Origin of the sequence: Pontibacter mucosus, assembly GCF_003054055.1 — a bacterium.
Lineage (GTDB): Bacteria > Bacteroidota > Bacteroidia > Cytophagales > Hymenobacteraceae > Pontibacter > Pontibacter mucosus.
The window spans coordinates 582654-594948 of the sequence record NZ_QBKI01000002.1 but is presented as its reverse complement, the minus strand read 5'-3'; the positions used below and the strand labels follow the sequence as shown (position 1 = coordinate 594948).

Sequence of the window (12295 nt, the reverse complement as noted above, 5' to 3'; positions counted from 1 at the left end):
GTTTATACTTTAGTTATACTTTGGCAAGCTCTTACTTCAGCTCATCCAGCACTTTATACATCTTTTTCACCAGCGCAGAAGCCGACCCGTTGTAATTGTTGACGATAAAGGAGAAAACATACTCCTGGCCGTCTGCACTTTTATGATAGCCGCAGAAGCCCTTCACGCCGCGGATAGTGCCGCTCTTCATCTTCATGCCGTTAAAGGTGGGCAGCGAAGTATAGATTCCGTTATACCAGGGCTGCAACCTGGCGTGCTGCAGCAGCTGCACCTGCGCGTGCGTGGTCACCCGGTTTAGCGGCGAAAGGCCGGAGCCATCCACCATGCTCAGCTCCGTTTCCGGCAGGCCCCGCTCCTTCCAGAAAGCACGGATTTCCTTCAGACCGTTGCTGGTCCGGCTGTCGGGCGTGTGTTTGGCGGCAATGGTTTTCACAAGCGCCTCGCCGTACAGGTTTATACTTCGGCGGTTAAACCAGTAAATTACACTATCCAGCGGCGGGGAGGTGATGGTATGGAAGACCGTGTAGTCCGCATACGGCAGGGCAAGATGATGCTCGGTAACAGATTTAGGCAACTTAATCCCTACCGTCCGGAGTGTATCAGAAAGCGTAGCCACAAACTGGCGTGCCGCAGAGGGCATAGCCCCGGAAATTTTAAAGCTGCGCTCGTTTACCGGAATGGTGCCCCGGATGGTGGCCGCCGAGGTGCTCAGCGGGAAGTAGATGTAGGCATTGTCGCCGGTGCCGGCTGCGGCAGCGGTCAGCTCAGAGTGCAAGGTATAGCCGTTCAGCGCAGGCACCGTTTTCACGATGGCCACTGGGTCGCCGATTTTTGTCCCTGATTGAAGTATAACGTCATACTGGTTCTCGCGCCAGTTCAGCTTGGCCGGTCCCGCGCCGTAGTAGTTGGCAATATCCTGCCACATCCAGCCATCAGGCACTGTTTCATCGTTCCAGCCCTCGTTAGCCACCAGCACATTCCTAAAGCTCTTTACACCGGTTTTTTGCAAAGACTTTGTGAGCCCCTGCAGCACCGCGCTTTCCTTGGTTTCGGGCCAGCGCCAGCTGCCCAGCGTAGGGTCGCCGCCCGGAAGCATAAGCAGCTCCGCCGGGCCTTTCCCCTTGCGGTAAGCAAACTTAGTCTCATACTTAAAGCCGGTGCCCAACAGCTCGTAGGCACTGATGCTGGTGATGAGTTTCATGGTGGAGGCGGGCGCCAGGCCTATCCGGCTGTTCTTGTCGAAGACCACCTTGCCGGTTTTGGCATCGGTGATGTAGAGCGAGGTGATGGCGTTCTGCAGCTGCGGGTCCTGCTCAAAGGCCTGGTAGGCCGCGGCCACTTTCTCCGGCACCGTCTGCGACCAGGCAAACGTATGGACGAGCAAAAAGGCCAGCGTAAGGGTGATTTTCTGGTTGAGGCGTTTCATAGCCAAAATTTAAGTATTTCAGCAGACTTATACTTGCCGGGGCAGAAAGATTCTTGATTTAGCTGTGCAAAATATGGAAGGAAGTATAGCGATTAGATGATCCTCCCGATGGCAAGTATAAAACACAAGTTGCGATTCTCTACTTTGGTAAAGGTGTAACCCTGCTCCTCTAAGGAGGGGAATCGGAGGACGATTCTCATCCCCCAGCCCCTTCATAGAGCAGGGCAGTTAAGCTCTAACTCAAAACACTCATTCATGACAGTAAAGTTGAGAATTGTAACGGCAAGAGTCTCCCCTTGAGGACAAACGAGCACGGGAGTGCGTAGTTTGCGAACGCAGTTCATGGAGGGGTGTGAGAGTTTAGCAGATAACTTTTGCTACTGGCTTTACACCCCTGTAGTCCCCTCAAGGGGACAGTTTGCTGTAGAGCTTAACATACACTTAAGTTAACCCCTCGCTTGCCTCCGGCGAGTGTGGGCTATCAGGTAGCGTCCCGCCACGTCTCACATCAAGTATAACTCTACGCAGCAAGTATAAAGTATAGCAGTATAAAGTGTAATCATAAGCGGCCAGAGGCCAATAGATAACTCACACTCGCCGGAGGCGAGCGAGGGCCACTTTATTACGTTTAGCTCAATAGTTTCAAGTATAGCTCACTCACTTCAAGTATAAAAGTATAAACCTCTGCAAAAGTATAAAACATAAAAAAGCGCCTCCGCTGAAGTATACTCCGGCGGAGGCGCTGTCTCCTTGTAAAATATCAAAAGTATAAACGGCCTTACCAGTCCTGCCCGCTGTTGAAGCGGTTGTGTGCGGTGTAGGTATGCTCTCCTTCCCAGTCACTGTCACGGTTGCCGCGGAGGCTACGCATGCGGTCCCTGTCGCGGTTGTCGTATTCCGTGGAGCCGTAGCCGGTGCCCCGGAAATCCTCATAGCTGCGGTCGTAGCCGGAGCTGCGGTAGCTCTGGTAGCTGTCGTCGTAGTGGCCGGGGTGGTTGCGGCGGCGGTTATCGTCCCGCCTTCCCTCGTTGATGTAGCCACCGTCGCTGCTGCGCCCGAAGCTGTCGCTGAAGCGCTGGTCGCGGTTCTGGTAGTGCCTGGAGTCGCCGTAGGCATCGTACTGGCGGCTCTCGCTCCAGCCCCTGTCGTGCTGCGTGATGCGCGGCCCCTGCTGGCCGGACAAGCCGTAGTAAGAATGCCCGTAAGCAGAACCTCCGCCTTCGTAACTGCCGCCCTCACCATAACGGGTGCCGTGGCTCATGTCGCCGTAGGCTCGTGCCGAGTGGGTAGTATACTCTCCGCGCCTTCGATCATCGCGCTCATACATGCCGCTGCCATAGTTGCCTTCCGGGTTGCGGCGGGATAAACTGTTGCGGTTACCGGTCAGCGGGTTGCCATGCTCGTCGAAATCGGCGTAGTGGTTTTTGCGCTGGCGGTTGTCGTTTTCATAGTATCTGTCCATTGCGTCAGTCAGGTTAAGTTAAACATACTTCCCCTACTAACGCAGACAATTTATACTTGTTCCCCTGGCCTGCCTCCGGTTTATACTTCGGTGCTACAGCTTGTGCAACTGGAAATAGCCCAGGTGCAGCTCGTCTTCAGTTATACTTTGTGATGGGGTCACCTGCAAGCTATACTTCTCTTTCACCGCCTCGGGCAGGATGTCCTGCACCTCGAAAAGCTCGTCCACATCCACGCCAAACTTATCGTCGATGTGCGAAGTGGCCCCTTTAAAGCCGGTGTGTTTGTAGAAGGCTGTTTGTTTGGCTTGCTGCACCGCCCCGGCGGTATTCTCGGCCACGGCCAGCATTTTATAGTGAAACTCGTCAAACTCACCGGGTTTGTAGCCGCCCAGGTTAAGGAAAAACAGCTTTTCGGACGCTTCAGAGGCCTCTTCGCGGGGCACCACTTCAATCTTATAGCCGTTCACGTGCGTTACTTCGCGCCAGGCGTCTATGTGGATCTTGTCCTTGGCCTCGGGCCAGAAGGCCTTAATCTCCGGCACCAGGTCTTTTATAGTTTCGGCCACGCTGAAGAACATGTCGTGCTGCTCGGTGTTCCTGCCGGGGGGCCTGCAGCCCAGCATCAGCATAAAGAGTTTCGGTGTTTGCATGGCGCAAGATAAAAAGAAGCAAGCTATCAAGGTATAGCTTGCTTCTAAGGTATAATCCTAAAGTATAAACCGGGGCGCTTACTTGCCTTTGCGGATGTAAATGTTGCCGTTCATACTTTTCACCATGATTTCGGCACCGCCTCCGTTTACCTTACCGGTTACAAAATCCGCTGTTCTGACCTGGTATACACCGCCCTCCGTTCGGGCGCCTTTTGCCTTGGACTGCCTGGCCTCCTGCACCAGGTCAAAGTCCGTATAAATTTCGCCTCTGTCGGAGTTGAGTTTAGCGTTAAACTTGGAATTAGCGGGCAGGGTGATGTTCAGGTTTCCATTCAGGGTAGAGAAAGCCATGGGCGCCTTGTTGTCCCAGCGCAGGAAGTTGGCTTTGATGGCGCCATTCACCGTATTAGCCAGCGCGCTCCCAGACACGTTCTCCAGATTGATAGACCCGTTTACGTTGTCAATTTCCAGGTTACCGTTCACGTTGCGCACCATAATATCGCCGCGACTCACGCTGGAGAGTTTAAGGTTGAAGTTCTGGGGCACCTGTATCTCCAGGTTCACGTTTCTGTTCATCACCTCGGAGTTCACCTCGACGCGGTTGTTGTGCTCGGTCACGGTGAGGCCCATGCTGTTGTTGGCAATGCGCCTCAGCCCTCCTGTCTCCTCTTTTGCCTGCGCTTTTGAAGCTCTTTCCTCCATGTTAGCGCGTATCACCACCTCCTTGCCTTTGGTGCCGGTTACCTGAATAGAGCCGGAGAACAAACTCACCTCCATCGTTCCGGTGTCATTGGGGCGGGTAAGGGGCACGACGATTTCTTCCGTGTTGCCTTCCTGGGCAAAGGCGTGTGCGCACAGGGCCAGCAGGGTTAGTATAAAAAGGCTGCGTTTCATTTTTGTTTGATTAGGATATGCAAATATGATTTGTTCTTTGGGCTAGCCCCTTTTCTTCACGGTCGCTTTGCCGTTAAAGGTCTTTAGCTCAATGAGCGCGGCACCGGTGCCTGTTTTATAGGAGGATGCCTTGCCCAACTTGTAAGTGGTTTTGGAGCCGTCGGAGCTGCTTACTTTCTCTACCTTCGGAGCCAGCTTTTGCAGGTCCTCCAGGTCGGTGTAGAAGTCGCCGTTAAAGGAGCTGAAGCTGATGGTGGCTGAAAGCGCTTTCTGGTAGAGCAGCTCGATGTTACCATTGAGCGTCTCCAGCCTCGCCTGCTTTTTTGGGTTCTCGCGGTAACTTACCACCACATTGCCGTTGATGGTTTTGGCATCCACTGCCGCCGCCACATTCTCCAGCAGGATCGGCCCGTTGATGTTGGAGGCGCGGATATAGTCTGCCGTCAGGTTAGCGATTTTGATGTCGCCGTTGTTAATCGTGACGACGGACAAATTGGTGTTTTGCGGCACCTTCACCGTGAAGTTATGCGTGAAGCCATACTCCAGCTTCCGGTCGATATTCACCCCATTGCCTTTGTTTCCGGTGCGGTGAGACTGGATGTAAGGCGCTTTGAGGTAGCTGATGATGCTGTCGCCGCTCACGGCAAACTCCACGCTCAGCTCCTTCGCTTTCTCCAGGCCATCTGCTGTTTTGGGCCGGATGATGCGCTCCACCTCGAAGAGCACCTTGTCGCCCTTGTAGGTTTCCACGTGCACAAAGCCGTCGATGTTCTCAATTTTCACCACGTTGCCGGGGGTATTGCGGTTAAAGCGCAGCTCCCGCACAATCTTTTCGGTCTGGTTTTGCGCCAAGGCTCCTGCACTGCTGAGCAGCACCATCCATAGCAGGAAAAGGGATGTTTTCTTTTTCATAGTTTGTTAAATGAGGACTTTTATACTTTCCTTGATTTTAGCTTTCACCAGCTCGTTTGTCTTCTCGTCCTGCAGCAACTGCCTCAGCTGTGGCACCGCGTTGCGCTCCTGCAGGGCCTGCATCAGGTCGGCCAGCGCCACCTGCACCATCGGCGACTCCTGCTGGTTGATGGAGAGGATCAGCCGCTCGCGCACCTGCGGGTTGTCGGTGTGTTTTTTCAGTGCCTCCACGGCAGCCAGGCGCACGTTCACGTTCGGGTCGTTGTTGAGGGAGTTAAACAACGCGTCCAGCACCTTCGCATCCGCCCCCGGCATCTCGCTGGAGATGTTCACGGCCCTCAGGCGGTCTACCGCTGCCGGCTGATCAATCAGCGTGGTGAAGAGCAGTTGCTTCATCTGGTTCAACTCTGCGGCCAATTGCTGCGTGTCGGTGGTTTGTGTCTGCTGCTGGCCGGGCGAAAAGGCAAGCCAGGCGGCGAAAAACCCAAAGGCAAACACGACCAACGTATAAGCCAGCCGCAGCGGGCTCAGCAGCGTCTGCAGGCCTTGCCACAAATCGCCCCAAGTATACTGCTGTTGCCTTGCCAGCCGCTCTTCGGCCATTTTAGTTGCCAGCATGCTGTTAAACTTGGCCTGCAGCCCCGGGCCCGGCTCCGGCTCGGGAAGCGCCTGCAGTCCGGAGAAAGCCGCCTGCAAGGCCTGCAGCTCCTCCTGTGGTACCTGCCCGGTCTGCACCAGCGCCTCCAGCTCCAGCCGCTGCGCCTCGCTTAGGTTTCCCTCCAGGTAATCGAGCAGCAGCTCCTGATATCTTTCCGTGATCATATGTTTATTCCTTTCGCTTGTAGTTTTGTGAAGACCTCCCGCAAATCGTTTATCGCCCGGAAGACTTTTACTTTCACGTTGGTTTCGGTGCAGCCCTGCATGGTGGCGATGTCCTTATACCTGAGGCCTTGCAGCTTCGTGAGCAGCAACAGCTCCTTCTTCTCGTGACCCAGGTGGTCGAGGGCCTGTTCCATAAGCTGCAGGTGCTCCTCTTTCTGCAGGGCCTCCTCTGGTGCTACCGCCAGCTCCGGCAACGCGTCCTGCTCGTCTATGTCGGTGCTCACGCCGGCACGTTTGGTCTTCTTCAGATGATCGGCCAGCACGTTGCGGGCCAGGTGGTAGAGCCAGGTAGAGAACTTGCCGTCGCCCCGGAACGTGTGCTTATACTTGAGCACCCGCTCAAACACATCCTGCACCAGGTCCTCGCTCAGGGCTGCGTTGCGCGTTATCCTAAAGTAGAAACCATACAGGCTTTTGCCATACCTCTGGAAGAGCAGGCCCAGCTTGTCAAGGTTTCCCTCCTTAACCTGAAGCATCAGCGCATTATCTGTTAGTTGTTCCAAATGATCCGGTGTGGTTAGGTCTTCAATATAGGAAACTTCGATTTTGGGAAAGGTTACAGCCGCGACAGAAATATATTTATCTGGCTGTACTGAGTGGGGTAAAAAACAGGCGGGACCCAGAGAGTCCCGATTGCCATTAGACTAAAAACACAAATGCTATTTTATCCGCCGGTGCGGTTCAGTTCTTCGAGGTTGTTGCGCTTGCGCTCCTCCAGTTTCGCGCCTCTGCTAAACTTGTAGCGCAGCGTAAAGCCGATGTTGCGCTGCCGGAAATACTGGTCCCAATCGCTCACGTTGCCTTCCCCCACGTCGGCCGATACGATCAGGTGCTGGGTATGGAAAATGTCATTCGCGTTCACGCTGACTTCCAGCTTCTCTTCCATAAAGCTCTTTTTGAGGCCCACATTCACCCACCAGCGGGGATCAATGCGGTAGAGCGCGTAGGCGGCCGGTCCCTGGTAAGTGCCGTTTATCTCGGCTTTCAGCTTCCAGGGCAACAGGATGGTGTGGTTAGACTGCAGCATGTAGTAGACCTGATCGTTGATGACCTGCTGTTTGTCTACCATGGTGTTGTACTCGTTGTAGGCGATCACCAGCGTGTTACTTGTGTCCCAGTTCTTCAGAATCTTTACAGGCACCACCGCCGTCATGCTCAGATTTTTGGCATCATCCACGTTGCCGATAGTATAAATGGTGGTAGAGGTCTCTGCATCTATCAGGGCAATCTCCGATATTACGTCCTGCTGGTGCTGGTAGCTGAGCGCCAGGCTGTAGTTTTTCTTATAAGTCTGCGTGATGCCAAAGGAGTGGGTGTACTGCGGCCGCAGGTTCGGGTTGCCGAGCCAGTACGTATAGGGGTCGCGGTAAGCGAAGAACGGATTCAGGAAGCCATAGTTAGGGCGATAGATGCGGCGGCTGTAGTTGTAGTTCAGCTCGTAGTCCTCGTTCACCTTCTGCTTCAGGAACAGGCTAGGAAACAGGTCCAGGTAGCTGCGTTTCTTCTTGCTCCCCTTCATCGTCAGCGACTCCCCTTCCGACACGGTCTGCTCCGCCCGCAAACCGGCCTGCAGGCTGAAGCGCTCCCCGAGGTTGCTGTTCCAGTTCACATAGGCGGCGTAGATGTTCTCGTCATAAATGAAGTGGTTGGTGCGTGCTAGGTCCGGCTGGGGCACGTCGCCGTTGTTAAAAAAGAAACGGGAGTCTGCGTCTGAGGCCACGCTGCTGGCTTTTAGCCCCAGCTCCACCTTGCGGCCTCTGGGGAGGGCTTTCGTGAAGTCGGCTTTGGCGGAGATAATGTCGAAGCCGCTGGGCGTCTCGGTAAAGAGGAAATCCTGTGTGGCCGGGCCTCCGTCTGCCAGGTTGTGGAAGTAGTTATAGAAGTAGGCGTCTCCCCGGTTGCGAATCTTCACCAGGTCCAGATCTGCGCTGAGCTGCGTACCCAGCGTGTCGAATTTACCCAGGTAATGCACATTGCCGGTATAGTTGGTGAAGCGGTTTTCCCGGAAGTTATCCGCGTCAATAAACTGTGTCGGTTGCCCCGGCGCGTTGCCCAGATAGGTTTCCGTCAGGAAGTCAGCGTTCAGCTTGTTGGTCATAAAGTAGCCCATCACCCCTATGCTGTGGCGCTCGTCTATACTATAGTCGGTGCCCAGGCGCAGCGAGGGAGGCCCCTGTACCCGGAAGTCTTCAGTAGCCACCTGGTCAAAGTATACCGATTCCTCTTCTCCTTTAAACACACGGTCAAAGGTGGAATTACGCCCTCCCACGCGTCGGGCCGCATCCAGATTCAGGAAAGTGTTCCAGTTGCCGGTTTTGTGGTTGAGCGCCGCCCCGCCCGAGGAACCGTACTGCTTGCCATTGTAGGTGGCGCCTGCATACACGCTGCCGTTTACGCCCTGTTGCGTGTTCTTTTTCAGGTTGATGTTCAGGATACCGGAAGAGCCCTGCGCATCATACTTGGCCGAGGGGTTGGTGATGATTTCGATGTTGCGGATGTTCTCTGCCGGCATTCCCTCCAGCAAAGAGCGCAGGTCCTGTGCCGAGAGGTAGGTGAGTTTGCCGTCCAGCATCACCGTAACCCCGCTGCGGCCGTTCAGCTGGATGTTGCCTTCCTGGTCGATGAACACGCCGGGCGAGGTGGACAGCACATCGTAAGCCGTTCTGCCGGCGGCTAGTGCCGTGCCTTCAATGCTGACCACCATGCGGTCGGCCTCCTGCGTGATGGTGGGCCGCAGCGCCTGCACCTGCACCTCCTTCAGGGTAGTGGCCCCGGACACAGCCAGTTTCACGCTTCCTACCGCTACCTGCGGCTTAGCTGCTGTCAGGGTAACCTGCCGGATGGTTTTGGCCGCATACCCGATAAAGCTAAAGGTAAGGTCGTACTGCCCCAGGCCAAGCCCGGAAAGTATAAAGTTGCCTTTATCGTCGGTAAGCGTGCCGTTCACGGCCTGCGAGGTGCCCTGCTGCAGCAGCGCAACGGTGGCATACTCCAGCGGTTTCCCGGTAAGGGAGTCGACCAGGGTGCCGGAGATGGAGCCGTTTGCCTGAGAAGTAGTTTTAGCCGGCTGCCGGCTGTTATCCTGCGCCCAAACGTCAGTGCAAAAGCTGAGCAAAAGGCACAGTAAACCCGGCAAAAAGAGTTCTCTTTTTTTCATAGTTTTTTAGTTAGATGTTGTAGGATGCCTGACCTCGCAGCGAAGGGTGTTCTTGGGCTAAAGACACAGGCAGGAAGCGATAGTTGCACCGCTACCAGACAAAATTTTCATTCTCCCAAGCCCGGGCAGGTGCTGCTATACTTCCAACACCTGCCGTACCAGCAGCGTCTGTTTATACTTTAGAGAACTTCAGTTTTGAGAATGGTTACAGGTTTTGGGCAGGAAAATTTTTCAAGCACAAAGTATAGCCTTATACTTTACTGCCCTGGCTACTCTCAGACCAGGGCAGTCGAGTACATTAATCGAACCGCAGGTTGGCCACCGGGTTAACGGAGGCAGCCTTCAGGGCCTGGTAACTCACCGTGAGGAAAGCCACCGCCGCCGCCGTGATGCCCGCCGCCAGAAACACCCATACCGGAATGTCGATGCGGTAGGCAAAGTTCTGCAGCCACACGTGCATGGCGTACCAGGCCAGCGGAAAGGCGATAAGCGTCGACACCACAATCAGGATCAGGAACTCTTTGGAGAGCAGGGCCACGATGGCTGCGTTCTCAGCGCCCAACACCTTGCGGATGCCGATCTCCTTCTTCCTGCGCTCGGCGGCGAAGGCGGCCAGCCCGAACAGGCCCAGGCAAGCCACAAAAATGGCAATCCCGGTAAAGATCCAGAGCAGGGTTTTGAGCTTGTCCTCGGCCAGGTACATTTTCTGGAAGCTCTCGTCCATGAACACGTACTCTATCGGGTAATCGGGGGAGAACCTGCGCCATACTTCCTTTATCTGCGCAATGGTGCCGGCCACGTCCCCGCCGTCAATCTTCACGGCCACCTTCCAGTAAGCGCTGGGGAAAATCTGCAGCACGGTCGGCTCTACCTTCTCGTAAAGGCTCTTGAAATGAAAGTCTTTCACCACACCGATGACCTTGCCCTCCTTCAGGGAGTCCGGGTTCACATCGTTCCATATTTGCCAGCGCAGCGGCTGCCCCAAAGCGGCCTGCGGGGTACCGAAGCCCAGTTCCCGCACCGCGGTTTCGTTGAGCAGAAAGGCATGGTTGGCGTCGGTGCCATATGCTTTGGAGAAGCCCCTGCCGGCCAGTAGCTTTACATCCAGCGTGTTCAGGTAGTCGTAGTCCACCATCAGTTGGGTTACGCTGTGGTGGGTCTGCTCCCCGTTGCGCAGCGTGATGATCCCGTCGCCTGCCGTAGCATCCCCCGGGAAGCCATAGCCGATGGACACGTTGTTGACGCCCGGCACCTGCTTTAGTTCCTGTTTAAAGGTCTCGTAGTTCTCGAACATTTTATCACCGCGCATCTGGAAAAACATGATCTGATCTTTGCTGAACCCGAGATCCTTGTTATGCAGGTAGGCGACCTGTTTAAAAACCACAAAAGCACTGATGATCAGAAAAATAGACAGGGCGAACTGCACCACAATCAGCCCATGCCGCAGCCACTGTATCCTGCCTACCCGGCTATCGATCACGACGGCGCTCTTGAGCACTTTCACGGTTTGGAAGCCGGACAGGACCAGCGCCGGGTAAAACCCTGCCAGCAGGCCCACCACCAGGGTTAGCAGCAAGAGCAGCAACAGCAACGAGGGTTCTGTGAAGATGTTGAAGGCCATCTGCTTGCCGGTAAAGGCGTTGAGCGACGGCAGGAGCAGCGAGGTAAGCGCTGCCGCAAAAATTACGCTGATGAGCGTGAGCAGGAGGGTTTCGGCCAGGAACTGCACCACCAGCTGGCTGCGGCTGGCCCCCACGGCCTTTCGTACTCCCACTTCTTTGGCCCGCTGCGCCGATTTGGCCGTGGCCAGGTTCACGAAGTTGAAGCAGGCAATCAGAAGTATAAATATGGCAATGATGCTCAGGGCTTTTACATAGGTGATGTTGCCCCGGATGGACTGGTCATACTTGAAATCAGCGGAGTATAAGTATACTTCCCGCAGCGGCTGCAGGTAGGGCTTGTAATCAAAAGGCTTGTTTTGCTCCGGGTCGATTTGCTTGCCGACAATGTCCCGGAACGTGGCCTCCACCTGCTGCGGGTCAGCGCCCTCGCGCAGCTTCACGTAAGTATAGAACTGCTGCCAGCTCCACTTTTTCATGCGCTCGGCCGGGATCTCTGCCGCCTCCATGGGCAGAACAAAGTTAACAGGCAGGTGAAAGCGGTTGTTGCTGTAAAAGACGCCCTTCACAATGTAGGGCAGTTTGTTCACGTTTATCTGTTTCCCTACCGGGTCCACCTCCCCGAACATACGTGCCGCCATCTCTTCCGACAGTACAATGGAAGACGGATCGGCCAGGGCCTTTTCAGGGGAGCCATACTTGAAAGGAAGCTGAAAGACTTCGAAAAAGGAAGGATCGGTAAAGGTGCGGCCCTTCTCGTAGAGGCTCTTCTCCCCCACCTCCACCAGGTTGTTGGCATCGAACTGGAGCATGAGGATGCGCACCACCTGCTCTACCTGCGGAAAACGCTGCTCCAGCGTGGTGCCGTACATTGGCGGCACCGGCGCCACCACCGACCCGGCCTCCCGGGCCGCCATGTCGTTGTAGACACGGTAGATGCGGTCGCCTTCCGGCAGGAACTTATCATACTGCAGCTCGTCGTAAACAAACAAGCCGATCGGCAAACAGGCCGTGAGGCCCAATGCCAGCCCGGCAATGTTGATCAGGGAGAAGGCCTTGTGCCGGACAAGGTTGCGGTAGGCGGTAAGGAGGTAGTTTCGGAGCATAGCTTTATTGGTTAAGGGAACTTGCAGCAGCTCCAGAGACAATAAGATAGTCTAAGAGAGCTGCACTATCACGGCTGCACAGGGAATGCCAAACCGAAATATCCTTTTAAATCAGCCAGTTACCAGTATTTTATACTTTGGCCCTGTGCAGAATCGCGCAACAAGTGTGCGAATTCGCACGCATAC

General features: G+C 55.1%; 9 protein-coding genes. All 9 read right to left on the bottom strand.

Going from position 1 to position 12295, the window contains the following annotated elements; translation table 11 throughout:
- Positions 1–31 precede the first annotated feature (31 nt).
- The 9 genes from dacB to C8N40_RS06000 all read right to left on the bottom strand — a co-directional run bounded on the left by dacB (position 32) and on the right by C8N40_RS06000 (position 12109).
- On the bottom strand, positions 32–1426 hold the full coding sequence (gene dacB, locus C8N40_RS06040) for a D-alanyl-D-alanine carboxypeptidase/D-alanyl-D-alanine endopeptidase (RefSeq protein ID WP_108210878.1): 1395 nt from the start codon (positions 1424–1426) through the stop codon (positions 32–34).
- A 778-nt stretch (positions 1427–2204) separates the two neighbouring features.
- A complete protein-coding gene (locus C8N40_RS06035; RefSeq protein ID WP_108210877.1) occupies positions 2205–2888 on the bottom strand; it encodes a hypothetical protein in 684 nt (227 codons plus the stop codon).
- A gap of 93 nt (positions 2889–2981) precedes the next feature.
- A complete protein-coding gene (locus C8N40_RS06030; protein WP_108210876.1) occupies positions 2982–3539 on the bottom strand; it encodes a DUF1543 domain-containing protein in 558 nt (185 codons plus the stop codon).
- 78 nt (positions 3540–3617) lie between these two features.
- Positions 3618–4433: a DUF4097 family beta strand repeat-containing protein gene (locus C8N40_RS06025; RefSeq protein WP_108210875.1), complete on the bottom strand. Its 816-nt coding sequence runs from the start codon at positions 4431–4433 to the stop codon at positions 3618–3620.
- Positions 4434–4475: 42 nt separating this feature from the next.
- Entirely contained in the window at positions 4476–5345 is an 870-nt protein-coding gene (locus tag C8N40_RS06020) for a DUF4097 family beta strand repeat-containing protein (protein ID WP_108210874.1), read from the bottom strand.
- Between the two features lie 6 nt (positions 5346–5351).
- Complete coding sequence (locus C8N40_RS06015; RefSeq protein ID WP_146173519.1) at positions 5352–6167, bottom strand: HEAT repeat domain-containing protein; 816 nt, start codon at positions 6165–6167, stop codon at positions 5352–5354.
- Entirely contained in the window at positions 6164–6730 is a 567-nt protein-coding gene (locus C8N40_RS06010; RefSeq protein ID WP_108210872.1) for an RNA polymerase sigma factor, read from the bottom strand. The genes C8N40_RS06015 and C8N40_RS06010 overlap by 4 nt, the downstream gene beginning before the upstream one ends.
- A 161-nt stretch (positions 6731–6891) precedes the next feature.
- Positions 6892–9384, bottom strand: a complete 2493-nt coding sequence (locus tag C8N40_RS06005) for a TonB-dependent receptor (RefSeq protein WP_108210871.1) — start codon at positions 9382–9384, stop codon at positions 6892–6894.
- Between the two features lie 298 nt (positions 9385–9682).
- Positions 9683–12109 (bottom strand): ABC transporter permease, encoded by a 2427-nt coding sequence (locus C8N40_RS06000; protein ID WP_108210870.1) that lies wholly within the window; start codon positions 12107–12109, stop codon positions 9683–9685.
- Between the last annotated feature and the right edge of the window lie 186 nt (positions 12110–12295).